Origin of the sequence: Haematobacter massiliensis, assembly GCF_000740795.1 — a bacterium.
GTDB lineage: Bacteria > Pseudomonadota > Alphaproteobacteria > Rhodobacterales > Rhodobacteraceae > Haematobacter > Haematobacter massiliensis.
Genome location: NZ_JGYG01000003.1, coordinates 39,874 through 64,761, shown reverse-complemented (window position 1 = coordinate 64,761; position 24,888 = coordinate 39,874). Strand labels below are relative to the sequence as shown.

28 protein-coding genes and 1 other RNA gene are annotated in these 24,888 nt (G+C 66.1%); 5 read left to right on the top strand and 24 right to left on the bottom strand.

What is annotated here, in order from left to right; translation table 11 throughout:
- Window positions 1–3: 3 nt before the first annotated feature.
- The 16 genes from CN97_RS06010 to CN97_RS05940 form a co-directional block, all read right to left on the bottom strand.
- Window positions 4–798, bottom strand: coding sequence for a TIGR02186 family protein (locus CN97_RS06010; RefSeq protein WP_242685177.1), 795 nt, complete (start codon window positions 796–798; stop codon window positions 4–6).
- The gene (locus CN97_RS06005; protein ID WP_035709465.1) at window positions 798–1,718 is read right to left on the bottom strand and encodes a sulfite exporter TauE/SafE family protein; all 921 of its coding nucleotides are present in this window, start codon (window positions 1,716–1,718) and stop codon (window positions 798–800) included. Before CN97_RS06005 ends, CN97_RS06010 begins: the two co-directional genes overlap by 1 nt.
- Before the next feature lie 39 nt (window positions 1,719–1,757).
- A complete protein-coding gene (locus CN97_RS06000; protein ID WP_035708644.1) occupies window positions 1,758–2,723 on the bottom strand; it encodes an ABC transporter permease in 966 nt (321 codons plus the stop codon).
- Window positions 2,723–3,805, bottom strand: a complete 1,083-nt coding sequence (locus tag CN97_RS05995; RefSeq protein WP_035708643.1) for an ABC transporter permease — start codon at window positions 3,803–3,805, stop codon at window positions 2,723–2,725. The genes CN97_RS06000 and CN97_RS05995 overlap by 1 nt, the downstream gene beginning before the upstream one ends.
- Window positions 3,805–5,367: an ABC transporter ATP-binding protein gene (locus tag CN97_RS05990; RefSeq protein ID WP_035708640.1), complete on the bottom strand. Its 1,563-nt coding sequence runs from the start codon at window positions 5,365–5,367 to the stop codon at window positions 3,805–3,807. Before CN97_RS05990 ends, CN97_RS05995 begins: the two co-directional genes overlap by 1 nt.
- Before the next feature lie 8 nt (window positions 5,368–5,375).
- A complete protein-coding gene (locus tag CN97_RS05985; protein ID WP_035708637.1) occupies window positions 5,376–6,365 on the bottom strand; it encodes a BMP family lipoprotein in 990 nt (329 codons plus the stop codon).
- Window positions 6,366–6,498: 133 nt separating this feature from the next.
- Window positions 6,499–6,930, bottom strand: coding sequence for a ribosomal protein S18-alanine N-acetyltransferase (gene rimI / locus CN97_RS05980; protein ID WP_035708636.1), 432 nt, complete (start codon window positions 6,928–6,930; stop codon window positions 6,499–6,501).
- Window positions 6,927–7,604, bottom strand: coding sequence for a tRNA (adenosine(37)-N6)-threonylcarbamoyltransferase complex dimerization subunit type 1 TsaB (gene tsaB, locus CN97_RS05975; RefSeq protein WP_035708634.1), 678 nt, complete (start codon window positions 7,602–7,604; stop codon window positions 6,927–6,929). The genes rimI and tsaB overlap by 4 nt, the downstream gene beginning before the upstream one ends.
- Window positions 7,594–8,160, bottom strand: coding sequence for a NifU family protein (locus tag CN97_RS05970; protein WP_035708633.1), 567 nt, complete (start codon window positions 8,158–8,160; stop codon window positions 7,594–7,596). Before CN97_RS05970 ends, tsaB begins: the two co-directional genes overlap by 11 nt.
- 66 nt (window positions 8,161–8,226) lie before the next feature.
- Window positions 8,227–8,790: a sugar O-acetyltransferase gene (locus tag CN97_RS05965; protein ID WP_035709462.1), complete on the bottom strand. Its 564-nt coding sequence runs from the start codon at window positions 8,788–8,790 to the stop codon at window positions 8,227–8,229.
- Window positions 8,791–8,857: 67 nt separating this feature from the next.
- An RNA gene (rnpB, locus tag CN97_RS19815) (RNase P RNA component class A) lies at window positions 8,858–9,242 on the bottom strand.
- Between the two features lie 12 nt (window positions 9,243–9,254).
- Window positions 9,255–9,878, bottom strand: a complete 624-nt coding sequence (locus tag CN97_RS05960; protein ID WP_035709460.1) for an N-acetylmuramoyl-L-alanine amidase — start codon at window positions 9,876–9,878, stop codon at window positions 9,255–9,257.
- A gap of 51 nt (window positions 9,879–9,929) precedes the next feature.
- Window positions 9,930–10,532 carry a hypothetical protein gene (locus CN97_RS05955; RefSeq protein WP_051911004.1) on the bottom strand — a complete coding sequence of 201 codons (603 nt, stop codon included), beginning with the start codon at window positions 10,530–10,532 and terminating at the stop codon, window positions 9,930–9,932.
- A 28-nt stretch (window positions 10,533–10,560) separates the two neighbouring features.
- Complete coding sequence (gene gatA, locus CN97_RS05950) at window positions 10,561–12,048, bottom strand: Asp-tRNA(Asn)/Glu-tRNA(Gln) amidotransferase subunit GatA (RefSeq protein WP_035708631.1); 1,488 nt, start codon at window positions 12,046–12,048, stop codon at window positions 10,561–10,563.
- Window positions 12,045–12,332, bottom strand: coding sequence for an Asp-tRNA(Asn)/Glu-tRNA(Gln) amidotransferase subunit GatC (gene gatC, locus CN97_RS05945; RefSeq protein WP_035708629.1), 288 nt, complete (start codon window positions 12,330–12,332; stop codon window positions 12,045–12,047). Before gatC ends, gatA begins: the two co-directional genes overlap by 4 nt.
- A gap of 30 nt (window positions 12,333–12,362) precedes the next feature.
- Window positions 12,363–13,025 carry a ceramidase domain-containing protein gene (locus CN97_RS05940; protein WP_035708628.1) on the bottom strand — a complete coding sequence of 221 codons (663 nt, stop codon included), beginning with the start codon at window positions 13,023–13,025 and terminating at the stop codon, window positions 12,363–12,365.
- 59 nt (window positions 13,026–13,084) lie between these two features.
- Here CN97_RS05940 and CN97_RS05935 point away from each other — a divergent pair, with 59 nt between their 5' ends.
- Both CN97_RS05935 and modA read left to right on the top strand, forming a co-directional pair.
- Window positions 13,085–13,777, top strand: coding sequence for a metal-dependent hydrolase (locus CN97_RS05935; RefSeq protein ID WP_035708627.1), 693 nt, complete (start codon window positions 13,085–13,087; stop codon window positions 13,775–13,777).
- Between the two features lie 48 nt (window positions 13,778–13,825).
- Entirely contained in the window at window positions 13,826–14,590 is a 765-nt protein-coding gene (gene modA, locus CN97_RS05930) for a molybdate ABC transporter substrate-binding protein (protein ID WP_051911003.1), read from the top strand.
- A gap of 261 nt (window positions 14,591–14,851) precedes the next feature.
- Here modA and CN97_RS05925 read toward each other — a convergent pair whose 3' ends face one another.
- From CN97_RS05925 to tyrS, 3 genes are all read right to left on the bottom strand, one after another.
- Window positions 14,852–15,103, bottom strand: coding sequence for a hypothetical protein (locus CN97_RS05925; protein WP_051911002.1), 252 nt, complete (start codon window positions 15,101–15,103; stop codon window positions 14,852–14,854).
- Window positions 15,100–15,528 carry a TIGR01244 family sulfur transferase gene (locus CN97_RS05920; protein ID WP_035709456.1) on the bottom strand — a complete coding sequence of 143 codons (429 nt, stop codon included), beginning with the start codon at window positions 15,526–15,528 and terminating at the stop codon, window positions 15,100–15,102. The genes CN97_RS05925 and CN97_RS05920 overlap by 4 nt, the downstream gene beginning before the upstream one ends.
- 72 nt (window positions 15,529–15,600) lie before the next feature.
- A complete protein-coding gene (gene tyrS, locus CN97_RS05915; RefSeq protein ID WP_035708625.1) occupies window positions 15,601–16,851 on the bottom strand; it encodes a tyrosine--tRNA ligase in 1,251 nt (416 codons plus the stop codon).
- A gap of 105 nt (window positions 16,852–16,956) precedes the next feature.
- Here tyrS and CN97_RS05910 point away from each other — a divergent pair, with 105 nt between their 5' ends.
- Window positions 16,957–18,087 (top strand): anhydro-N-acetylmuramic acid kinase, encoded by a 1,131-nt coding sequence (locus CN97_RS05910; RefSeq protein WP_242685176.1) that lies wholly within the window; start codon window positions 16,957–16,959, stop codon window positions 18,085–18,087.
- 294 nt (window positions 18,088–18,381) lie between these two features.
- Here CN97_RS05910 and CN97_RS05905 read toward each other — a convergent pair whose 3' ends face one another.
- From CN97_RS05905 to CN97_RS05885, 5 genes are all read right to left on the bottom strand, one after another.
- Entirely contained in the window at window positions 18,382–18,810 is a 429-nt protein-coding gene (locus tag CN97_RS05905; RefSeq protein WP_035708623.1) for a cupin domain-containing protein, read from the bottom strand.
- Window positions 18,811–18,821: 11 nt separating this feature from the next.
- Window positions 18,822–20,096 (bottom strand): phosphopyruvate hydratase, encoded by a 1,275-nt coding sequence (eno, locus tag CN97_RS05900; protein WP_035708622.1) that lies wholly within the window; start codon window positions 20,094–20,096, stop codon window positions 18,822–18,824.
- Window positions 20,093–20,518 (bottom strand): Fur family transcriptional regulator, encoded by a 426-nt coding sequence (locus CN97_RS05895; RefSeq protein ID WP_035708621.1) that lies wholly within the window; start codon window positions 20,516–20,518, stop codon window positions 20,093–20,095. The genes eno and CN97_RS05895 overlap by 4 nt, the downstream gene beginning before the upstream one ends.
- A 108-nt stretch (window positions 20,519–20,626) precedes the next feature.
- Window positions 20,627–22,051 (bottom strand): protein adenylyltransferase SelO, encoded by a 1,425-nt coding sequence (locus CN97_RS05890; RefSeq protein WP_035708618.1) that lies wholly within the window; start codon window positions 22,049–22,051, stop codon window positions 20,627–20,629.
- 51 nt (window positions 22,052–22,102) lie between these two features.
- Window positions 22,103–22,753: a GntR family transcriptional regulator gene (locus tag CN97_RS05885; protein ID WP_035708616.1), complete on the bottom strand. Its 651-nt coding sequence runs from the start codon at window positions 22,751–22,753 to the stop codon at window positions 22,103–22,105.
- 137 nt (window positions 22,754–22,890) lie between these two features.
- Here CN97_RS05885 and CN97_RS05880 point away from each other — a divergent pair, with 137 nt between their 5' ends.
- The gene (locus tag CN97_RS05880) at window positions 22,891–23,568 is read left to right on the top strand and encodes a pyrimidine 5'-nucleotidase (RefSeq protein ID WP_035708613.1); all 678 of its coding nucleotides are present in this window, start codon (window positions 22,891–22,893) and stop codon (window positions 23,566–23,568) included.
- 1 nt (window position 23,569) lies between these two features.
- The gene (locus CN97_RS05875; RefSeq protein ID WP_035708610.1) at window positions 23,570–24,781 is read left to right on the top strand and encodes a UbiH/UbiF family hydroxylase; all 1,212 of its coding nucleotides are present in this window, start codon (window positions 23,570–23,572) and stop codon (window positions 24,779–24,781) included.
- The last annotated feature ends 107 nt before the right edge of the window (window positions 24,782–24,888 follow it).

Genomic DNA, 24,888 nt, shown 5'->3' with positions numbered 1-24,888 from the left:
CGATCAAAGGCGCAGCGACCGGAACAGGGCCGAGGCGCCCCATCCTGCGACGACAGCCACCATGAGGGCGAGAAGCCCCGTCACCAGTGGCTGTTCCACCGCCAGGAGATGTACCCACCGCTCCACCCCCACCTTGTACACGGGCAGATGGCTTTCATAGCGGTCGATCACCCGCCCCTCCCGCGTGAGATAGATACGGGTGATGTAGGTGCCTTCCACAAGGGTGGAGGGCAGCTCCACCCGCGTCTGGAACAGCGTGGATTCTTCCAGCGAAACGGCGCGTTCGTTGATCTGATATGTTCCTGATTCCCGGCGAATCCGGATCAGTGCATCGACGAAGGCCGGCTCTTCCTCCTCCGACACGTCACGCCCCGCGATATAGATGAGCCGGGGCAGGCTGATGCCGTATTGCCGGTCCTGCTCGGGCGTCAGCATGAAGGAGACGGGCCAGGAGGTGTTCACGGCATAGAAACTCGGCGCGGAGCGAATGCGCACGTTCTGGGTGTTCATCCAGATGCCGAACTGATGGCTTTTCTTGCGGATGGTCAGCGTCTCGGGCGGACCTTCGACGATGACGATCACGCCCAGCGGGTTGTCTTCCGGGATTGCCTGCTCCCGCCGGACAGCGCCGAAGACAAGGATTTCGGACCCGTCGAAACGTGCGCTGATGTCAATGAAGTCATGGCTGAAGCCAGCCACGATCCTTTCGCCCGTCGGGCGGGTCTGCGTATCCGCTGTAAGGGGCAGGAGGGTGAGGAGCAGCAGGCACGCGGGCAGCAGGCGCATCAGAAACCGCATCAGAACCCGCCTCCCCGCGCGATGGAGAAAAGCTCCGGTGGCGTCACGACGAGGTCATATGCCAGCCGCCCGCAGACGAGCAGCACCAGAACGGCCAGCAACACCCGAAGCTGCTCGGCCCGAAGCCTGGCGCCAAGACGCGTGCCGATCTGCGCCCCGATCACCCCGCCGATGATCAGCAGGGTGCCGAGGATGAGATCCACCGCCTGATTGGTCCAGGCCTGCATGAATGTCGTGAAGCCGGTAACGAAGATGATCTGGAAAAGCGACGTGCCCACCACGACCTTGGTCGGCATGCCGAGCAGGTAGATCATCGCGGGCACCATCAGGAAGCCGCCGCCCACACCCATGATCGCCGCCATGATCCCCACGAGACAGCCCACCAGCATCGGCGGGATCACGGAGATATAAAGGCCGGATGCCCGGAACTTCATCTTGAAGGGCAACCGGTGGACCCACAGATGCTGGCTCCGCCGGATGCGGACCGGGCCTTGCATCCGCTGCCGCCGCAACGCGCGCAGACTTTCCTGAAACATGAGCAGGCCGACTGTGCCGAGCAGTACGACATAGGAAAGCTGCACGATCAGGTCGATCTGCCCCAGCGCCTTCAACCGGTTGAACAGCCAGATCCCGATCAGCGAGCCGATGAGACCGCCGACGAGCAGAACCGTCCCCATCCTGAGATCGACGGTCTTGCGACGGAGGTGGCCGAGAACACCCGAAACGGAGGAGGCGACCACTTGATTGGCCCCGGTTGCCACCGCAACGGGCGGCGGAATGCCAATGAAGAACAGAGCGGGAGTGATGAGAAACCCGCCGCCCACGCCGAAGACGCCCGAGAGTATTCCGACGATGGCGCCTATCGCGAAGACGATCCCGCCGTTGACGGAAACTTCGGCAATCGGCAGATAGACTTGCAGCATCTCATTCCCCGCGCGGGCGGTTCCGTGCGCCCGCGGTTACCGCTCCTTCACATAGGCTACCCCGCCCGCGCGCGGAGGAACAGCCCGACCGACGAAGCCGGCAAGAATGATGACCGTCAACACATAGGGCAGCGCCTGCATGACCTGAACCGGTACGGTGATGCCCAGAAGTTCGATCGTCTGAAAACGGTTGGTCAGCGCCTCCAGGAAGCCGAAGAGCATCGTCGCGCCGAGAGCATACCATGGCCGCCACTTGGCGAAGATCAGCGCGGCGAGTGCGATATAGCCGCGCCCCGCCGTCATTTCCTTGACGAAGCCCGCTGAGAGGCCCGTCGCCAGATAGGCGCCCGCAAGCCCGGTAAGCACCCCGCAGATCGCCACGGCCGCGTAGCGGAGCCTTGTGACGGACACGCCCGCCGTATCCACGGCAGCCGGATTTTCCCCCACCGCCCTGAGCCGCAGCCCGAACCGCGTGCGATAGAGGAGGAATGCGCTCGCCGGCACGAGCAGGAATGCGACATAAACCAGAATCGTATGGCCTGAGATCAGCTCCGCATAGATCGGTCCGATCACGGGGACATTGCGCAATGTCTCTGCGAAGGGCAGCGTGATGGGTTGAAACCGCGCCGCGCCCTCAAGCGATGGGGTGCGCCCCCCCAACTGGAACCAGTTCTGCCCGATCAGCACCGTCAGGCCGGAGGCCAGGAAGTTGATCGCGACGCCGGAGATGAGTTGATTGCCCCGAAAGGTGATGGAGGCGAGGCCGTGAATGGCCGACAGCGACAGCGACGCCGCGACACCCGCCAGCAGGCCGATCCAGACATTGCCCGTCACCGCCGCCACTGCTGCGGACAGGAAGGCCGCGGCGAGCATCTTGCCCTCCAGCCCGATATCGAAAATCCCCGCCCGTTCGGAAAACATCCCTGCCAGACAGGCCAGCAGCAAGGGTGTCCCAAGGCGGATCGTGCTGTCCAGGATCTGCAGGATCGTGGCCGCGTCCATCAGCCCTTCCTTCCGAACTTCAGAAACAGCCGCTCCACCGGCATGCGGACCATATTGTCGAGCGCGCCGGTGAAGAGGATGACCAGCGCTTGTATCACGGTGATCAGTTCACGCGGGATCGCCATCCAGAGCGACAGCTCCGCGCCGCCCTGATAGAGAAAGCCGAACAGCAGGGAGGCGAGGAAAATCCCCACGGGATGCGAACGGCCCATGAGCGCCACGGCAATGCCGATGAAGCCCGCCCCCTCGACGGAGTTCAGCACCAGCCGCTGCGCCTCCCCCATGACGTTGTTGATGGCCATCATCCCCGCCAGTCCGCCGGAGATCAGCATGGCCCACATGGTGATCCGCGTGGGCGAGATACCGGCATAGCGGGCGGCGGATTCCGATTTGCCGAAGGCGCGGATTTCATAGCCCAGGCGCGTGTGCCAGATCAGCAGCCACACAGCGATGCAGGCGCCAACGGCGATCAGGAAGGTGATATTGGCCGGATTGCGGTTGTTGAACGGAATACCCACGAGCGCGAGGATATCCGCCAGACGGGGCAGCGTGGCGCCTGCGGGAAAGCGGGCCGTCGCCGGATCCATGGAGCCGATGGGCCGCAGAATGTTCACCAGCAGATAGTTCAACAAGGCCGCGGCGATGAAGTTGAACATGATGGTGGTGATGACGATATGGCTGCCGCGCCGTGCCTGAAGCCACGCGGGGATCGCAGCCCAGGCCGCGCCGAACAGCGCCGCGCCGATCATCGCTGCGGGGAGCGCCAGCCACCAGTGCGTCCAAGGCAGTGCCAGGCAGACCAGCGCGACGCCGAGCCCGCCGAGTGTCGCCTGTCCCTCGCCACCGATGTTGAACAGTCCCGCATGATAGGCGACCGCCACCGACAGCCCGGTGAACATGAAGGAGGTAGCGTAGTAGAGTGTGAACCCCCAACCGTAGGAGGAGCCAAGCGCCCCTGTCACCATCGTGCGGATCGCCTCCACCGGGTCGGCGCCGATGGCGAGGATCACGAGCGCGGAGATGATGAAGGCCAGCAGGATGCTGACAAGCGGCACCAGAAAGACATCGGCCCATCTCGGCATCACGCGGCCTTCCCGTCCATGCCTGCCATCATCATGCCGAGTTCCCGTTCCGTGGTCACCTCTGGCGCGCGTTCGCCCATGATCTCGCCGCCGCACATCACGACGATCCGGTCGGAGAGCGCGCGGATTTCATCCAGCTCCACGGAAACCAGCAGGATCGCCTTGCCCGCATCGCGCAGGGCGACGATCTGCCGGTGGATGAATTCGATCGCACCGATATCCACCCCCCGCGTCGGCTGGCCGATGAGCAGCAGGTCCGGGTTGCGCTCCATCTCCCGTGCCAGAACGATCTTCTGCTGGTTGCCGCCCGAGAAGTTCTTGGCCGCCAGCCGCGGAAGGGGCGGACGCACGTCGAAACGCTGCATTTTCGCCCCGGTCTCCTCGATGAGCGCGCCGTTGCGCATGAAAGGGCCGCTCCGGTAGGCCGGGTCGTCCTGATATCCGAAAATCATATTCTCCCATGCCGCGAAATCGAGGATCAGGCCAAGGTGATGGCGGTCCTCCGGCACATGGGCGATGCCTGCCCTCCTGCGGGCCTTTCCGTTCGCCTCGCGCCCCGACAACGGCAATTCCCGGCCGTTGAGCTGGATGCGGCCTGAGGTAGCCGGAAGGATACCGCCCAGCACCGCCAGGAGTTCCGACTGTCCATTGCCGGCCACACCGGCGATCCCGACAACCTCTCCGGCGCGGACGGTGAGGGAGACATCCTTCAGCCGCTCCACGCCGGAGGGGTCGCGCACGGTCAGATTGTCGACGGACAGAACAACGGGGCCAGGCGTCGCCTCCGCCTTTTCCACCCTGAGGAGAACCTTGCGCCCGACCATCAGCTCCGCCAGCGCTTCGGGTGTGGTGTCCCGCGTGGGCAGCGTCGCCACCATCTCTCCGCGCCGCATGACGGAGACGGCATCGGTTACCTCCATGATCTCGCGCAGCTTGTGGGTGATGAGGAGGATCGTCTTGCCCTCGTCCCGCAGGGCGCGGAGGATGCGGAACAGGTGGTCCGCCTCCGCCGGGGTCAGCACGCCGGTCGGTTCGTCGAGGATCAGGATATTGGCCTGCCGGTACAGAGCCTTCAGGATTTCCACCCGTTGCTGATGGCCAACCGAAAGCTCCTCCACCAGCGCATCGGGGTCCACGTTCAGTTCGTAGTCGCGGGCGAGGTCGACGAGCAGGCTCCGCGCCCGCGCGAGCGAGGGGCGCAGCAAACGCCCGCCTTCCGCACCGAGCACGACATTTTCCAGCACGGTGAAGTTCTCGACCAGCTTGAAATGCTGGAACACCATACCGATGCCCGCCCGGATCGCGGATTGGCTGTCGGGAATCGCGGTCGCCTTGCCGTCGATCAGGATTTCGCCCGCATCCGCCTGATAGAACCCGAACAGGATCGACATGAGTGTCGATTTTCCCGCGCCGTTTTCGCCGATGATGCCGTGGATCGTCCCCTTGCGCACCTTGAGCGATATGTCCCGGTTGGCCTGCACCGGACCGAAGGATTTTGACACGCCCCTGAGTTCGATGGCGAGGGGCGCCGCCGGCTCCTTGCCCTCGCCGCCTTCCGTCATCGCTGCGGTCACTGAACGGGGCAGGTGTTGTCGGCCATGTAATCGTGCACCTTCAACGTTCCGGCGGCGATTTCCGCGGCCGCCTTGTCAACGGCGGCCTTCATCTCGGGAGTAATCAGAGCCGCGTTATTCTCATCCAAAGCATAACCTACACCCTCGGAGGCAAGGTCCATCACCTTGAGGCCCGGCGCCAGGTTTTCGCCCTCGGTGAATGCCTCGAACACGGCATTGTCCACCCGCTTGATCATGGAGGTCAGAACCTGTCCCGGATGCAGGAAGTTCTGGTTCGAATCGACACCGATAGAGAGCATCTTCTCATCCGCCGCGGCTTGCAGAACCCCGATGCCGGACCCGCCCGCCGCCGCATAGACGACGTCCGACTTCTGCGATTTCTGGGCACGGGTCAGTTCGCCGGCCCTCACCGGGTCATTCCAGGCGGCCGGCGTGGTGCCCACGTAGTTCTGGATGATCTTGGCGTCCGGGTTGGCCGCTTTCACGCCCTGCACATAGCCGCAGGCGAATTTGTGGATGAGCGGAATATCCATGCCGCCGATGAAGCTCACGGTGCCGGTTTTCGATGCCATCGCGGCCATGATGCCCACAAGGTACGAACCCTGTTCCTCCGTGAAGACGACGGAGCGTACGTTCGGCTGATCGACGACCATGTCGATGATGACGAATTTGGTGTCGGGATAATCCGGGGCGACCTTGTTCAACACATCGCCGAAGGCAAAGCCGGTCATCACGATAGGATTGGAGCCGCTTTCGGCCAGCCGGCGGAGGGCCTGCTCCCGCTGCGCCTCCGACTGCATCTCCAGCTCACGGTAACTACCGCCCGATGCCGCAACCCAGCGCTGCGCGCCGCCATAGGCTGCCTCGTTGAAGGATTTGTCGAACTTCCCGCCGAGATCGAAAATCAGCGCCGGGTCGGCTGCTGCGACGCCCGCGCCCAGAAACAGCGCAGCGGCGGCGCCGAGATAGGTCCGCATCAAACCCATGGAATATCTCCTTGTTGCCTGTCTGCCAGCCGCCCGGTTCCAGTGGCGACAGCCGGGTCTTCGCCCAGCACGATTTGGCCGCAGCCCCCGCGGGCGGTCAACAGATTTCTGGCGGAGATGCTGGTGCGGCCCTTCAGGAGGGGGAGAGTGCCCGCGTCATGACCACCGCATCTATGGAGCCGCCATCGGGGGTGGCGTAGTACCCTTTGCGGTACCCGGCCTCCTGAAAGCCTGTCGCGGCATAGAGCGCGCGGGCCGCGGCATTGTCGGCGGCGACCTCCAGAAAGGCGCTGGCCGCACCGCGCCGTGCCGCCTCCGCCGCGAACCCTTCGACCAGCCGCCGACCGGTGCCCTGCCGGCGCAAATCGGGTGAAACGGCGAGTGTCAGCAGTTCCGCCTCGTCCGCGATCACACGGCCAATGAGAAAGGCGGCCTCCGCCGTCAGGAGAAAGACGCCCCGTCCAGCCAGTATCTCCACCATCTCCCGCTCCGACCAGGGGCGGGGCGTGATGAAGCTCGCCGCGTGAAGCCGCGCAAGCTCCCCCGAATTGATCGCGGGCCTCATGGCAGGATGAGGGGTGGCGGATCGGCGGGCGGCGCCGCATCGGCAGGGCGCAGGTAAAGCGGGGCCGGGGGAGGCGCAGGGTGATGCCGCCGCTCCACCGCGAGCCGGGCCACACCTTCCGCAACAGGCAGACCGGGTCCAAGCGCCTTGCCTCCCGTCCCGCGGGCAATCTCCGCCGCGGCGTGGCCAAGGACGGGAAGGTGGCTGTCGGCCAATTCCTCCGGCAGGGATCCGGGTTCTGCGAGCACAGCGCCGGCGGCCGTTCCCTGCGGCAGAGATCCGCCATTCGCCTTGAGCGGACAGAGCCAGACATGATCGCGCCGCGCGTCGAGACTGACCAGAACCGGGCGCGGGGTGTTCACTGCCAGCGCCTCGAACCGGCTGACGCCGATCGCGGGCAGGCCAAGCGACAGCGCCAGTCCGCGCGCCGCCGCGACAGCAATGCGGATCCCGGTGAAATTGCCCGGCCCCACCCCCACGCCAAGCGCCGAGAGATCCCGCCATCCGGCCTGCGCCTCCGCGAGTACTTCCTCCAGCAGCGGCATCAGCCGTTCGGCCTGCCCCTTGTCCATGGCCTCCTGACGCGACACAAGCAGCCGGTCGCCGCAGAGCAAAGCGGCCGCGCAATGCGCGGCCGATGTGTCGAAAGCGAGAATCAGCGGCTCAGGCGGCAACGGGCCTGACCTCGATCACCTCGGGGATATAGTGGCGCAGCAGGTTTTCGATCCCCATCTTCAACGTCAAGGTTGAAGACGGGCAGCCCGCGCAGGCTCCCTGCATGTGCAGATAGACCACACCCCGGTCGAAGCCGTGGAACGTGATGTCACCGCCGTCCTGCGACACAGCGGGGCGAACGCGGGTGTCCAGCAGTTCCTTGATCTGCTCGACGATGTCTCCGTCCTCTCCGGTATGCTCGCGGTGCCCGGAGTTGGCCTTCGGCGCCTCTCCCTCCATCACCGGGATACCGGACTGGTAATGCTCCATGATCGCGCCGAGGATCGCGGGCTTGATATGCTCCCAGGCGACACCTTCGGCCTTGGTCACGGTCACGAAATCAGTGCCGAAGAAGACCCCTGTCACACCCTCCACCGCAAAGATGCGGCGGGCGAGGGGGGACCGGTCGGCCGCCGCCTCGTTCGGGAAATCGGCAGTTCCCACCTCCAGGACGGTCAAGCCGGGGAGGAATTTCAGCGTGGCGGGGTTCGGGGTCGTCTCTGTCTGGATGAACATGGGCTGTCTCCTGTTGCCGCCAAGATGTCGATTCCGACCGGGAAAGTCAAGATTTCTGGAACGATTCTAAATCGACCGCACGACGCGGCAGGGGTTGCCGACCGCGAGCACTCCGCCGGGCAGATCGCGCGTCACCACGCTGCCTGCACCGATAACGGTATTCTCGCCCACCGTTACGCCGGGGCAGAGGATGCTGCCTCCGCCGATCCAGGCGCCGTCTCCCACCCGCACGGGCAGGGCCGATTCGAGGCCGGAGCGCCGGGTGGTGGCCTCGAGCGGATGGGTCGCCGTATAGATGTGCACACCGGGGCCGATTTGCACTTCTTCCCCGATCTCAATCCGGTTGCAGTCCAGAAAGACGCAGTCGTAATTCACGAAGCTGCGCGCCCCGATGGAGATGTGAATGCCATAATCGCAGCGGAAGGCGGGCTTCAGGACCGCGCCATCGCCCCAATGGCCGAACAGCCGGGACAGCAACCGGTCTCTCACGGCGGTTTCGTCCGGCGCACTGGCGTTGAAGCTTGAAAGCAGGTGCTGCGCAGAAAGATGTTCGGCCACAAGCTCGGGATCGTTCGCCAGATAGAGGTCTCCCGCCAGCATACGTTGTTTCTGCGTCCGGTCGTCTGTCATGGCATGCTCCGATTCGTCCACGGGCGTGTCCTTTCCGGCTCTCGGGGCCTGATGACCCCTGGTCTGTATGCGCGGATGGCCTGTAAGCCGGATTTTGTCCGGGGGCGAACCCCCTGGATGACCATTCCTCTAGGCCCGGAGTTACCTCCGGGCTCAAGCTGCCAACCCGGGCCTCCGGGCTGAAGCGTCCCTGCCTCCGCCGAAGCGGAAGGCGCGAGGCCCCTATTCGGCATTGCTCCCGGTGGGGCTTGCCAAGCCGGTCCTGTTGCCAGTCCCGCGGTGGGCTCTTACCCCACCGTTTCACCCTTGCCAGCGGCGAACCGCGGGCGGTCTGTTCTCTGTGGCGCTTTCCCTCGGGTTGCCCCGGCCGGGCGTTACCCGGCACCGTTGCTTCATGGAGTCCGGACTTTCCTCGCGGGCCTTGCGGCCCCCGCGGTCATCCGGCCATCCGCGCGGGGAGAGAGCTAGACGCTCCCCCGCGCCCGGTCAACGGGAAAGCGACGGGCGAGGTCGGCCGCCAATGCCGCATCCACACGGTCGGCAGGTCCGTCAGCCCAGGGGCGGAAGCGAAGCCGGAAGGCGGAGAGGAGCAGTGCCTCATCTCCGTCCGGGTAGCCAAAGGCACGGAGAGAGGCGGCAAGCGGCCTGTCCTGACCCGGCGCGTCATCCGGCGCTTCTGGCCAGACCGACAGGCCGGACAGGGCAAGCCGCCGCCAGTCGAACCGGGGACCGGGGTCGATCTTCCGGGCGGGTGCCATGTCGGAATGGGCAATCACCCGCTCCGGGGGAATGGCCCATCTGTCGAGGATATCGGCCAGGAGCCGCTCCAGCGATGTCATCAGCGGGGCGGAGAACGGCTCCGCGCCGGTATTGTCGAGCTCGATGCCGATGGAGCGCGAGTTCACGTCGGTCACGGCGCCCCATTGGCCGGCCCCCGCGTGCCATGCCCTGCGGCTCTCCTCCACCAGCGGCAGCGTTGTGCCGTCCTTGCCGATCAGCCAGTGGGCCGACACTTCCGCCGCAGGATCGCACAGCCGCGCCGCCGCCGCGCGGCAATCGGCCATCGCGGTGTAGTGGATCACCACCAGGTCGGGCCGCGCGCCGTCCCGGCGCTCGCCGAAGTTCGGCGAGGCCACGGCTCAGCGCATCGCGTTGCGGAAGGGCGTCGGATCCCAGTCGCAGGCGAAACCGTCGCCATCGGGATCAAGGCTGCGCCGGTCGTTTTCCGGGCCACCCGCCTCAAGGAACGCCTGCTGGGCGAGATCCGGCGAGGCATAGCGCGCGCAGGCGCTGGCGTTCATATTGCCCCGGAACGGGTTCACCCGGCTGTAACGCTGCTCTCCCACGTTGTTGGTGGTCTGGAGCGCATAGGCCACGATATTCGGCCCGGTGTTGGTGCGCTGGGGCAGGGGAACGGCCGCGACCTGCTGGTAGCTGCGGGCGTTGGCCTCGATCCGGGCCTTGTCGCTCTCGATCGTTTCGCGCGAACGGACGGCGGCGAAGCTCTGCTCGTCGGAAATGCCGGTGAACACGGCCGCGCGCTCCTGCGCGGGTTCCGTGGCGCCATAAGTAGCGGCCGGCGCGCCCAGCGAGGAGGACGAGACCGACGGCCCTGCGATCGCACTGCCGGGAGCAGCGCCGGCCGCGCCTCCCTCTCGCATGTGCATGTATTCCTGATAACTCCCTTCGGAGGAGCAGGCAGCAAGGGCCGAGAGAGCAAGGACAGCAAAGGTAAGGCGCATCGGGCAACCCATTTGATTTTCTAGCGCTTTACCACCATTTCGCGGGCTTGGAAACGAATCCTGCAGCGGTCTCCAGTGCGAAGGCCGCATTCAGAAGTTCACCCTCTTCCCACGGTCTGCCGATGAGCTGTAGGCCCAGCGGCAGACCCTGCCGGTCCAGCCCCGCGGGCACCGAAATTCCGGGAAGCCCTGCGAGGTTGACCGTAACGGTAAAGACGTCGTTGAGATACATCTTTACCGGATCCGCATCGGCCATTTCACCCAGACCGAATGCCGCAGATGGCGTGGCCGGTGTCAGGATCGCGTCGATCCCGTCGCCGAAGACCACGTCGAAGTCATGCTTTATCATCGCACGGACCTTGCGGGCGCGGTTGTAATAGGCGTCGTAGAAGCCGGCGGAGAGCACATAGGTGCCGACCATCACGCGCCGCTGGACTTCCTTGCCGAAACCTTCGGCACGGGTCTTTTCGTACATCTGCACGATGCCTTCGCCCGGCCCGAGCTTTGCCCGGTGGCCATAGCGCACGCCGTCATATCGCGCGAGGTTGGAGGAGGCCTCCGCCGGCGCGATCACGTAATAGGCGGGCAGCGCGTATTTCGTATGGGGGAGCGAGATGTCCACGATCTCCGCTCCCGCGTCGCGGAGCATTTCGGTGCCCTGCTTCCAGAGCGCCTCGATCTCATCCGGCATGCCGTCCATGCGGTATTCGCGCGGAATGCCGATGCGCTTGCCCCGGATATCGCCGGTGAGCGCGGCCTCGAAATTCGGCACGGCGAGGTCTGCGGAGGTCGAGTCCTTCGCATCCGGCCCCGACATGGCCTCCAGCATGATCGCCGCGTCGCGCACGGTCTTGGTCATCGGCCCGGCCTGATCGAGCGAGGAGGCGAAGGCGATGGTGCCCCAGCGGGAGCAGCGCCCGTAGGTCGGCTTGATCCCCACGATACCGGTAAAGGCGGCAGGCTGGCGGATGGAGCCGCCGGTATCCGTCCCCGTGGCGCCGAGGCAGAGGTCAGCCGCCACAGCCGCCGCGGAACCGCCGGAGGAGCCGCCCGGCGTCAGGGCGCGGTCGTCCGCCTTCCAGGGGTTCACCACATCGCCGTAGACGGAGGTTTCATTGGAGCTGCCCATGGCGAACTCGTCCATGTTCAGCTTGCCGAGCATCACCGCGCCCGCGTCGCGCAGCTGCTGCGTGACGGTCGATTCGTAGCCCGGGCGGAAGCCCTCCAGAATGCGCGAGGCGGCCTGCGAGGCGACGCCCTCGGTGCAGAACAGATCCTTCACGCCGATCGGGATCCCGCACATGTCGGGCGCATCGCCGCCAGCCAGCCGTTTATCGGCCTCCGTCGCGCGGTGGAGCGCGATCTCCGGCGTGGTGTGGACAAAGGCGTTCAGCGGCCCGGCTGCGGCAATGGCCTCAAGACAGGATTCCGTGAGTTCGACGGAGGTGATGTCGCCCTTGCGGAGCGCGTCGCGCGCATCGGCGATGGTCAGACGGTTCGGCAGGACTTCGGTCATTCCACCACCTTCGGCACGGCAAAGAATCCTTCACGGGCATCGGGGGCATTGGCGAGGATCTTGTCCTGCATCTCCCCTTCCGTCACCACGTCCTGGCGGCGCTTGAGCCGCATGGGCGTGACCGAGGTCATCGGCTCCACGCCCTCCACATCCACTTCATTGAGCTGTTCCATGAAGGTGAGGATGTTCGACAGTTCCTGCGCCAGCCCGGGCAGGTCGGTCTCCTCCACCCGGATACGGGCGAGATGCGCCACGCGGCGCGCGGTATCGGTGTCGATGGACATGGGATGTCTCCGCGTCAGGACCGGGATCGTTTAGCGAGGCAGGCCCCGTTCCGCAAGCATGTGACGCCGATAGACCTCTATCATCCAGCCGAGCATCAGCGCGTTGAGCATATGCCAGATCATGTGTGTGCCCATCGGCAGCCGGGTGCAGACCAGCCCGTCGGCGGAGCGGGCGGTGAGGGACAGCAGAAGGAGGCCCGCCCCGAGAGCCAGCCCTGCGGCCGTCTGCGGTGCGCGGGACCACAGCAGGAGCGCGTGGAGCAGGATCAGGAGCGGCACTGGCAGGTAGGCGGCGGATCGCCCCAGCAGCGGCACCTGCGCCAGAACCGGCGTGACCAGAGTGGCGAAGGGGATGAACACTGCCATCCCGATCAGGGCAAACAACCAGCGGACCCGCAGGAAATGCAGATTTGCCGCAAACAGGTAGACGAGGATGAAGGCGAGGATCGGCAGCGTATCGGCCAGCGCCGCCCAGCGGGTCGCGAAAGTGTGAAACAGGAACGATCCAATGCCGATCATTGCCAGGAGCGCGCAGAGGAGACCTGCCAGCGGCAGCCGCTCCCCCCGAACTCTCTGCCACGACACAAGGGCCGTGATGAGGAAGGCAAGGTTGGTGACGGCGTTCAGCGGCTCGGACCAGAAGGAGGCGTCCGTCCGCTCGCAATAGGCGTCTATCGTCTGGCTCCAGTCCATGCGTTTCCATTCCTGCGCGGCGCGGCTACCTTTCGGGCGGAACAGTAAAGGAGAAATCCATGCAGATCATCTGGCTTGGCCATGGCGGCTGGCGCATCGAGGTCGAGGGCGCGGTTCTGCTGGTCGACCCGTGGCTGACCGGTAACCCGATGTTCCCGGAGGGACGGCGCGCCGACGCCATCCGGGGCGCCACCCACATCGTGCTGACCCATGGCCACAACGACCATACCGGCGACATGCTCGCCATCGCGAAGGAACTGGACATTCCGCTCGTCGGTATCCCGGAGCTGATGGGTTACTTCGCGGAACGCCACGGCTGCGAAACCATCGACTTCAACAAGGGTGGCACGATCGACCTGAACGGCGCAAAGGTGACGATGGTCAATGCCACGCATTCCTCCTCCATGAGCGTCGACGGCCAGACGATCTATGCCGGCACGGAATCGGGCTATGTCATCGCGGGGGAAGGGCGGACGATCTATTTCTCGGGCGATACCGATGTGACGGCCGACATGAAGATCATCGCGGATCTGCATGCGCCCGACATCGGCATTCTCTGTGCGGGCGGGCACTACACGATGGACATGACGCGCGCCGCCTATGCCGCGAAGACATTCTTCGATTTCTCGGTGGTGCTGCCCAGCCATTACCGGACTTTTCCGCTGCTCGCGCAGGATGCCTCGGTTCTGCGGGACGGTCTGCCGGGCGTGACGGTGCATGAGCCGGAAGTGCTGACGCCCGTGCCGCTCTGACACGCGCCGCTCTCGCCGCGCTTTTCGTTCCGATCCAAGGAGGAACCCATGTTCGACCTGACACGCCGCATATTTCTCGCCGCCGGGCTGAGCTTCGCCAGCCTGCCCGTTCACGCGGCGGAGCCGGTGGTGGTCTTCGCGCCCACCAGCCTCAAGCCCTCGCTCGACCTCGCCGCCGCGGAATGGGCGCAGGTGAGCGGAGAGCGTGCTCTCATCACCTATGGGGCCAGTTCGGAACTGGCGCGGCAGGTTGCGGAGGGCGCGGATGTGGATGTGTTCCTGTCCTCCGATGCGGAGTCGATGGACCTGCTGGATGCGGGCGGGTTCATCAAGGAGGGCAAGCGGTTCGACCTGCTCGGCAATACGCTCGTGCTGATCGGCGGGCCGGGGCATGCTGACCCTGCCCCGCTCGAAAATGCCGATGTCGGCAAGCTACTGGCCGAGGGCAAGGTCGCGCTGGCGGCGGAGGGTTTGCCGCTTGGCACCTACGGGCGGGAATCGCTCCGCCATCTGGGCGTGTGGGAGACCGTGGAGCCGCATCTGCTGATCGTCGAGACGGAACCGGGTGTGGTCGCCGCCGTTGCCGAGGGGCAGGCGGCTTACGGTATTGCCTATGGCACGGATGCTGTCGCGCAGAAGGCGGTGACCCTCGTCGCCACCTTCCCCCCGGAAAGCCACGCGCCGATCTTCTATCCGATCGCCGTGATGAAGGCTCCGCCCCATCCGGCAGAGGCAGACGGCTTTGTCACCTTCCTGTCCTCGGAACCGATCCGTGCGCTGTTCGAAGCGCATGGTTTCGTGTCGATGCACTGACCGGAGCGGGCACTGACGGAGCGGGTCGCAGGCTTCCCGGCCCATGCGACCCGTGCTGATCTTGAGACCGCCGGCAGCAGCCGGTGTGCGCTTTGGGCGTGCATGGCTGAAGGGCCTACTGCCGCAAACAGGTTTCAGGTTGCAGCCTGCCTGGCCCGACGCCCGACGCTGATCGGAAACCGCTCCCGGCCGCTGGTGCAGGCTCCGGCAGAGCAGGGCTGAAAGCGCGCGCGCCGGGATGACTCCGCTTCGCCAAAGGCGTCACCCGCCGAGCCGGGCCGTGACCGTCCAGTCATCGCCTGCGGGGGACAACCGCCAGTTCCTGGCGGTGATCGCAGTGCCCCGCGCTGTCCGGTAAGCCGCGATCCGAATGTCCCACCCTGCGCCCCGCCTCTCTGCCATGGCGGGGGCGGTGCTGCCGTCGGAAAACTCCGCCAGCGTGTCGCCCCCGGCCTCTGCCAGCGTCACTCGACAGCCCGGATAGGCGTGGCTGTCGGCGAAGCGCAGGATCACTTCCGCGCGGCCAGCGCGTCGATCAGCCCGCGGACGGGTTCGAGATTGTAACCATAGCGCGAAGGTGTGGCGATGATGTCATCAGTGGCTAGATTGCCCGCCTCGGTCAGCGCCCACATGATGGAAGAACGGTTGCCGGAGGCGCAATAGGCCAGCACCGGCCCTGTCGCCGCATCCCGCGCGGCGGCCTGCGCCGTGACGTTGTCCTCGGTCAGCGCGCCGCCGATCACCGGGTTTTCCACGAAGATCAGGCCGGCTGCCTCCACCGCGCGGCGCATCTCGTCGTTGCGCAGCTCCGGCGGGTTCTCCCCATCCGGGCGGTTGGAGATGACGGTGGTATAGCCCGCCTCCTTGATCGCCGGAATGTCGGACGGGTCGATCTGGGGCGAGACGGCGTAATCGTCAGTCAGGGCGCGGATATCCATGGTGTTCTCCTTGATCCTTGCCCGCAGCATACGGATGGAGGCCGCAGGCGCAACGCCCGCAGCCTCCGCCCGTCAGTTCAGCACGACCAGCGCGTGACGCTTCCGCCCCGCGGTGAGTTTCACCGGCTCCGCGAGATCGGCAGGTGCGAACATGCGCCCCGCATCGGATTCCGCCGCGTCGTTGACGCGCAGGCCGCCCTCGGCGATCAGGCGTTTCGCATCCTTGCCGGATTTCGCCAGCCCCGACCGCACGACGAGCTGGGCCAGCGTGATGCCCTCGCCCACCTCGCCTGTTTCGAGCGCGAGTGTCGGCAGGTCGTCCCCGATCCCGCCCTTCTCGAACACCTCGCGCGCCGTGGCCTCCGCCGCCGCCGCCGCCTCCGCACCGTGCAGGAGCGTGGTGACCTCATTGGCGAGGATGATCTTCGCGCCGTTGATCTCGGACCCCGCCAGCGCGCCCAGCCGCTCACATTCCGCGACCGGCAGCTCGGTGTAGAGCTTCAGGAACCGGGCAACGTCTGCATCCGTGGTATTCCGCCAGAACTGCCAGAACTCGTAGGGGGAAAGCATCTGCGCGTTCAGCCACACGGCACCGCCCGCCGACTTGCCCATCTTCCGCCCGTCCGATGTCGTCAGCAGCGGGGAGGTCAGGCCATAGATTTCCTTGTCGATCACCCGGCGTGTCAGGTCGATGCCATTGATGATGTTCCCCCACTGGTCCGAGCCGCCCATCTGCAGCAGACACCCATACCGGCGGTTCAGCTCCAGAAAGTCATAGGCCTGAAGGATCATGTAGTTGAATTCGAGGAAGCTCAGCGACTGTTCCCTATCCAGCCGCGACTTGACCGATTCAAAGGACAGCATCCGGTTGACGGAGAAATGCCGCCCGATATCCCGCAGGAACTCGAGGTAGTTGAGGTTGTCCAGCCACTCGGCATTGTTCAGCATGAGCGCGCCGTTCCCCGCCTCCCCATAGGAGAGGTAGCGGGAGAATACCTGCTTCATCCCGGCGATGTTCTCGTCGATCCGCTCGGGGGTCAGCAGCGGGCGTTCCTCGCTGCGGAAGGACGGATCGCCCACCTTGGTGGTGCCGCCGCCCATGAGCGTGATCGGTTTGTGCCCGGTCTTCTGCAGCCAGCGGAGCATCATGATGTTGAGCAGGTGTCCCACGTGCAGTGACGCCGCCGTCGCGTCATAGCCGATATAGGCGGGCACGATCCCCTTCACCAAAGCCGCGTCGAGCGCCTCATAATCAGTGCAGTCGGCGACATAGCCACGCTCGATCATGACGCTCAGAAAATCGGATTTCGGTTGGAAGGCCATTGCCCTTTCATCCTCTCTTGTCTGACATGGAGCCCAAGGCTCACCCCGTGGTGCCTGTCCATGTGCCGTCGCCTATACCGCCGGGCGGCTGCAAGGGAAAGCGTCATGGCGGGACGGAACGGTTTCGGAGGGGTCATGGACCGGATGATGACAGCGCTCGGCGCGATGTCGGGAACCTCGCTCGACGGGGTGGATGCGGCGACGGTCGTGACGGATGGTGAACGCATCGAGGCATTCGGCCCCTCCGCCTACCGCCCCTATGCGGAGGGGGAGCGGGACGTTCTGCGTGCCGCGCTCGGCCGCTGGCCCGGCGAGCCGGGGGTGGTGGAGGCCGCGCGGGTGGTGGAGACTGCCCATGCGGTTCTGATGTCCCCCATGGCGGGGGAGGTTGCAGGCTTCCACGGTCAGACACTGGCCCATGATCCCGGCGGGCGCGGCACTCATCAGGCAGGCTCGGGCGCGGCGCTGGCGGCGGCGCTGGCACGCCCGGTGGTCTGGGATTTCCGGTCCGCCGATGTCGCGGCAGGCGGGCAGGGGGCGCCGCTTGCACCCTTCTTCCATTTCGCCTGTGCCCGCTGGGCGGGGGAGAGGGAGCCTGTGGCCTTCCTGAACCTGGGCGGGGTCGGCAATTTCACCTGGGTCGATCCGCGCCGCCCCGCGCCGGAGTCCGAAGGTGCCCTGCTTGCCTTTGACACCGGGCCGGCGAATGCTCCGATCGACGACTTCCTTCGCCAGCGTCGGGGTGTGGCGCGGGACGAAAGGGGGGCGCTCGCCGCCTCCGGCAGAGTGGATGAGGCTGCGGTGGCAGCGCTGCTGGCTCATCCCTATTTCGCACAGAGGCCGCCGAAATCGCTGGACCGGAACGGCTTTCCCGGGCTTCTGCCCTCGGTCGAAGGGCTTTCCGATGCGGATGGAGCGGCGACGCTCTCCGCCGTGGTGGCGGCAACCGTCGCGGCAGGCGCCCGGCACTTCCCGACGCCCGTATCGCGTGTGCTGGTGACCGGGGGCGGGCGGCACAATGCGACGCTGATGCGGATGCTGGCTGAGCGGCTTGGCACGCGCGTTGCACCGGTGGAGGAGGCGGGCCTCGACGGCGACATGCTGGAGGCGCAGGCCTTCGCTTTCCTCGCCGTTCGTGTGCTGCGGGGGCTGCCGCTCTCGGCGCCGATGACAACGGGTGTGCCGCGGCCGGTGACGGGCGGGAGGATCAGCCGCCCGGACGCGCGGGCGGCCTGACCGGGTGGGAAGGGTTCCGAGGTGCCCCCGCTCTGGAAAGCGGCAGAGGTGCGTCGATCTCGGAATAGCTGAAGCTGTCCCGAACCGGTCCCTCAGAAGGGCGCCGCAAGAAGCGCTGAACAGACTTTCCCTGCCGGTTCGACCAAAATAGACCGATGCTGCCGTTTCTGGCTCCCCCGCCGAGTTTTGACTCGGGATCGGTCCTGGAATGACCCGACTTGACCCGACTATTGGGGAGTCCCGGCTGGATTTCCGCGGATTGCCAACGGTTTTCGGTGACCTTTCAGCAGCCTGCTAACCGCCGATATCGAAGCCGGGGGGTGCAAGTTCGAACCCCGCGAAGGTGAAGCCCGGGCTGACGGTGCAGCCGACCAATGTCCACGCCCCGACGGAGCGGGCCGCCTGCCAGTGGCCGGCGGGAACGATGCCTTGTGGGCTGTCCCCCAGCAGCACATCGGGGCCAAGGCGCAGGTGCCGCGCCGGACCTTCCGCATGTTCGGAGAGGGAGAGGATGAGCGGCGCTCCGGCATGGAAATGCCAGATCTCCGCCGCATCCACCCGGTGCCAATGGCTCCGCTCGCCCGCCTTCAGAAGAAAAAGGATCGCGGTGCCGGACGGGCGTTCCCCCGCCGCGGACTCCGCGATCCATGTCTGGCGGAACCAGCCGCCTTCGGGGTGCGGGGCAAGGCCGAGCGCTGCGATGATCCGCTCCGCCTCGTCCATGCCCCCGCGCCTTATTTCAGGATGGAGCGGCCGGCATATTCCGCCGTCTCGCCCAGCATCTCGTCGATACGGATGAGCTGGTTGTACTTGGCCAGCCGGTCGGACCGGGCGAGCGACCCCGTCTTGATCTGGCCGCAGTTCGTCGCGACGGCGAGATCGGCGATCGTCGCATCCTCTGTCTCGCCCGAGCGGTGCGACATGACGGAGTTGAACCGCGCGCGGGTCGCCATATCGACGGCAGCAAGCGTTTCGGTAAGCGTGCCGATCTGATTGACCTTCACCAGCAGCGCATTGCCGCAGCCCTTGGCGATCCCCTCGGCCAGACGCACCGGGTTGGTCACGAAGAGGTCGTCACCCACGAGCTGCACCTTGTCGCCCAGACGGTCGGTGAGCAGTTTCCAGCCCTCCCAGTCATCCTCGGCGCAGCCATCCTCGATGGAGATGATCGGATAGTCGGCGCAGAGGGCGGCTAGATAATCCACGTTTTCGGCGGCGGAGAGCGACTTGCCCTCACCCTCCAGCTCATACTTTCCGCCCTTGAAATATTCAGTCGAGGCGCAATCGAGTGCAAGGAAGATGTCCTCACCGACCCGATACCCCGCCTTCTCGACCGACTTCAGGATGAAGTCGAGCGCGTCGCGCGCGGAGGACAGGGCCGGGGCGAAACCACCCTCGTCGCCGATGCCCGTGGACAGGCCCGCCGCCGACAGTTCCTTCTTCAGCGTGTGGAAGACCTCAGACCCCATGCGGATCGCCTCGCGGATGTTCTCCGCGCCGACGGGCATGATCATGAATTCCTGGAAGTCGATCGGGTTGTCGGCATGTGCGCCGCCGTTGATGATGTTCATCATCGGCACGGGGAGCACGCGGGCGGAAGTGCCGCCCACATAGCGGTAGAGCGGCTGCGAGGTGAAATCCGCCGCGGCCTTCGCCACTGCCAGCGAGACGCCGAGGATGGCATTCGCGCCGAGCCGCGCCTTGTTGGGCGTGCCGTCGAGTTCGATCATGAGCCGGTCGATGGCCACCTGCTCGGTCGCGTCCTCGCCCACCAGCGCTTCGGCCAGTTCGCCATTGACCGCGGCCACGGCCTCCAGCACGCCCTTGCCGAGATAGCGACCCTTGTCGCCGTCGCGCTTCTCCACCGCCTCATGAGCGCCCGTGGAGGCGCCGGAAGGCACGGCGGCGCGGCCCAGCGTGCCGTCCTCCAGGATCACATCGACCTCGACGGTCGGGTTGCCGCGGCTGTCGATGATCTCGCGACCGATGATGTCGATGATCGTGCTCATGCCCTGTCCTTGTCCTTCCTGTGCTGTGGAACGCCATAGAGTTCCAGCCGGTGGCCCTTCAGCCGGTATCCGAGCCGCTGCGCGATCTTCTCCTGCAGCGCCTCGATTTCCTCGTCGACGAATTCGATGACTTCGCCGGTGGTGATGTCGATCAGGTGGTCGTGGTGGTCGCGCTCCGCATCCTCGTAGCGCGCACGGCCGTCGCCGAACTCATGCCGCTCCAGAAGGCCCGCTTCCTCAAACAGCTTCACCGTGCGATAGACGGTGGCGATGGAGATCCTGGGGTCGATCCCGCTCGCACGAGCGTAGAGTTCCTCGACATCGGGATGGTCGTCGGCCGTTTCCAGCACGCGGGCGATCACGCGGCGCTGTTCGGTCAGCCGCAGGCCGCGCGCCTCACAACGGGCGATGATGCTTTCCATCCCGCAATCCTTCGGTGTTTGGGGCGGTTTAAGCGATCTCCACCGGCCTCGCCAGCCGGATTTTCCCCGTTAGCGCGACCGTCGGCGCTAACGGGTGCGTCTTGCGGCTCAGGTGCCGCAGAAGGTCAGGTGCACGGCCTCTTCCTTCAGCGGCGCGCGGGTGAGATCGGCGTCGTCACTCCTTGCGGTGAAGGGATCGGCAAGCGCATCCGTCAGGCGCTCGAAAGGGGCATAGTCCTCCGCCACGGCGGCGGCGATGGCCTCCTCCACCCGGTGATTGCGGGGAATGATCCACGGGTTCGCGCCGCGCATCAGCTCCGCCGGATCGCCGGTTTCGCGCGAAAGCCGCGCCTGCCAGAGCTCGGCCCAGCGGTCGAAGGCCTCGCGGTCGGTGAACTCGTCGCGCGCGGTGCCATCCGTCAGCCCCCGGAAGGTGCGGGTGAAATCGGCCTCTCCTTCGGCCATCAGCGTGAGCAGCGACTGGATGAGGTCGAGATCCCCGTCCTCCGCCGCCCGCAGGCCCAGTTTCGCACGGAACAGGCGCAGGTATTCCGCCTGATAGATCGGCGCAAAGCCACCCAAGGCATCCTCGGCCGCTTCTACCGCCGCATCCTCCGTCCCGTCCATGATCGCCAGAAGTGAGGTGCCAAGCTGCGCGAGGTTCCACAGCGCGATCTGCGGCTGGTTGGCATAGGCATAGCGCCCCTGCCGGTCGATGGAGGAGAAAACCTTGCGCGGGTGATAGGTGTCGAGAAACGCACAAGGGCCATAGTCGATCGTTTCGCCGGACACCGCCATGTTGTCGGTGTTCATCACCCCATGGATGAAGCCGACCGACATCCATCGCGCGATGAGCCGGGCCTGACGTTCGATCACGCCCTTCAGAAGGCCGAGCGGCCCCGCCGCGCCCGGATAGTGCCGCGCGATCACGTGCTCGGTCAGCAGGCGCAGCGCCTCCTCATCCCGCCGGGCGGCGAAGAACTGGAAGGTCCCGACCCGGATATGCGATGCCGCGATACGGGTGAGCACGGCGCCGGGCAAGGCCCCCTCGCGGTAGACAGGCTCTCCCGTGGCCACCGCGGCGAGGGCGCGGGTCGTCGGCACGCCGAGCGCGGCCATCGCTTCCGAGACGATGTATTCGCGCAGGACCGGCCCCAGCCACGCACGCCCGTCCCCCATGCGGCTGAAGGGCGTGCGGCCAGCGCCCTTGAGCTGGATGTCGAACCGGGCGCCATCGGGGGCGACGACCTCTCCCAGCAGGACCGCCCGCCCGTCGCCAAGTTGCGGCACGAAGCCGCCGAACTGGTGACCGGCATAGGCCATGGCGAGCGGCTCCGCCCCCTCCGGTACGGTGTTGCCCGCAAGCGCCGCCACCCCCTCCGGACCGGAGAGCCAGTCGGCGTTCAGCCCAAGTCGCTCCGCCAGCGGGCGGTTCAGCCTGATGAGCCGGGGCGCACTCACCGGCGTGGCGGGCTGAAGGGCAAAGAACCGGTCTGGCAGGCGGGCATAGCTGTTGTCGAACGGCAGGGTCATGGGCGCCTCCTTTGCCCGTCTATATGGGGGCGGCGAGTGCGGACGACACCCTCAGAACTGTTCGGACTTCTGCGCGTCCAGCTTCAGACGCATCTCATAGGCCCGCGAGATATGGGTTTTCACCGCCTCCGCCGCAGTATCCCCATCCCGCTGGGCGATGGCCGTAATGATCGCCTGATGCTCCAGAAGGGCCGCGTCGGCCCGCCCTTCCGCCGCAAGGGACGTGGAGGCCAGGAGCGCCATGGAGCGGTGCACGAGGTCGAGCTGCTGGATCAGATAGCGGTTGTGCGACGCCAGATGGATCTGATGGTGAAAGCGCCGGTTGGCGCGGGCCAGCGCGGTCGGGTCATTGGCAAGACGGCGATCCTCCTCCGCCATGGCGCGGAGCACGCGCACCTCCTCATCCGTGGCATGGCGGGCCGCGAGACGGGCGGCCAGACCCTCCAGCTCGGCCCGAACGGCATACAGTTCCGCGAGCTGGTGATGATCGAGCGAGGCCACCACCATGCTCCTCCCGTCCCGGACGAGCATGGATTGTGTCTCAAGCCGTTGCAGAGCTTCCCGGATGGGTGTGCGCGACACGCCGAAACGGTCGGCAAGCTCCGACTCGACCAGCCTGTGCCCCGGCCGATAGATACCGGCGTCTATCGCGTCGAGAATGAGGGAATAGGCGTCTTTCGGCGGATCTTTGATGGCAGTCATGCGGATGTCTCGGAATGTTGGGGCCGAAGCTAGTGGGCGCGATGGGCCGGGGCAAGGCCAAGCGTCGTGGATAGGCATAGGGACGGAGACGCGGGGGGGGCGTTGCGGCGGGGCGTCGCTGGGCCTAGACAGGTGCGATGACACGCCAAGCCACGCCTCCGTCGAACGACTTCGCCCATGTCCGCCAGTGGGTGTTCGATCTCGACAACACGCTCTATCCCCCGGCCATGCGGCTTTTCGACCAGATCGAAAGGCGCATGACGGAATATGTCATGGAGACGCTCGGCGTCGCGCAACAGGAGGCTGACCGGCTGCGCCATCATTACTGGTCGCTCTATGGCACCACGCTTGCCGGGCTGATGAGCGAACATGGGGTGGAGCCTGGATCCTATCTGACCCGCGTGCACGACATCTCCTTTGACGTGCTGTCCCCCGATCCCGCGCTCAGGTCGGAGATCGCGGCGCTGCCGGGCCGGCGGTTCGTCTATACCAATGGTTCGGCGCCCTATGCGGAGCGGGTGCTGGAGGCGCGGGGACTGTCGGACCTGTTCGACGGGATCTATGGGGTGGAGCATGCAGGCTACGTTCCCAAACCGCAGCGCGCAGCCTTCGACACCGTGTTCGGGCTTGCGGGCGTCATCGGAGCGGAAGCCGCGATGTTCGAGGACGATCCCCGGAACCTTCTCGCGCCTCATGAGATGGGAATGCAGACGGTGCTGGTCGCGCCAGAACGGCTGGACGCGCCGCATGTGCGCCATCACACGGACGATCTGGCCGGGTTCCTTGCCCGGCTCGCCAGCGGTCAGGGGGGCTGAGATGCAGCGCGAAGGCTTTGACGTGATGATCTCCGGCGGTGGCGTGGCCGGATTGACGGCGGCGGCGGTGTTCGGCAACCTCGGCCTCCGCACGCTCTGCGTCGATCCCGCTCCGCCGTCGGTGGAGGAGGCCGACCCGGCGGCCGACCTGCGCACCACCGCCTTCCTGCAGCCGGCCGTTGATCTGCTTACCCGCGCGGGGCTGTGGGAGCGGCTCGCGCCCTTTGCCGCACCGCTCTCCATCATGCGCATCGTTGATGCGGGAGGGGCGCAGACGATCCCCCGGCTCACGCGCGATTTCGACTCCGCCGATATCTCGGATCAGCCCTTCGGCTGGAACCTTCCGAACTGGCTGCTGCGCCGGGAGATGGTCGCCCGGCTGGCCGAGATGCCGAATGTCGCGTTCCGCACGGGTGTGGCGACGGCAGGTGTTCTGACCCGGACGGAGGCGGCCCTGGTCACACTCTCCGACGGGGGACAGGTCTCTGCGAGGCTTCTCGTCGCGGCAGACGGGCGCAATTCTCCGGTCAGGGAAGCGTTGTCGATTCCCGTCCGGCGGGTGTCCTATGGCCAGAAGGCTTTGGCTTTCGCCGTAAGCCACCCTGTGCCGCATGGCGGTATCTCGACCGAAGTTCACCGTTCCGGCGGGCCGTTCACGCTTGTCCCGTTGCCGGATCGGGATGGCCGCCCGGCATCCGCGGTGGTCTGGATGGAAAGCGGACCGGAGGCGCTGCGCCTTTCCCGTCTGTCGGTGGAAGACTTCGAGGCCGAAGCGACCGAGCGTTCGGCGGAAGTGATGGGTCCGCTCCGCCTCATCACGCGCCGGAGCCTTTGGCCCATCATCGCCCAGCGGGCGGAGCGGATGACGGCGGAGCGTGTGGCGCTGGTGGCGGAAGCTGCGCATGTCGTCCCGCCCATCGGAGCGCAGGGTCTGAACATGAGCCTCGCCGACATCGCGGCGCTTGCCGATCTTGCGGTATCCGATCCCGCGGGCCTCGGCGGGGCCGGGATGCTGCGGCAGTTCGCGTTGCAGCGGGAGCGAGACGTTCATCTGCGGCAAGCGGGCATCGACCTGCTCAACCGCGCCTCCATGGTGTCGGCCCGCCCCCTCCGGGACCTGCGTGCTGCGGCATTGGGTGCGTTCTATTCCGCGGCTCCGGTGCGAAAGACCCTGATGCGGGCGGGACTTGGGGCCGGAAACCCTCGCGACTAGGCGTGGTGCGCGGAGGTTTGTGCTACATGCTGACTTACTTCTGCGGAAAGCAGGGGGAAGGGATCGCGTGACAGGGTCTGAACGACGCGGGATGGCGTCTGGTCGAG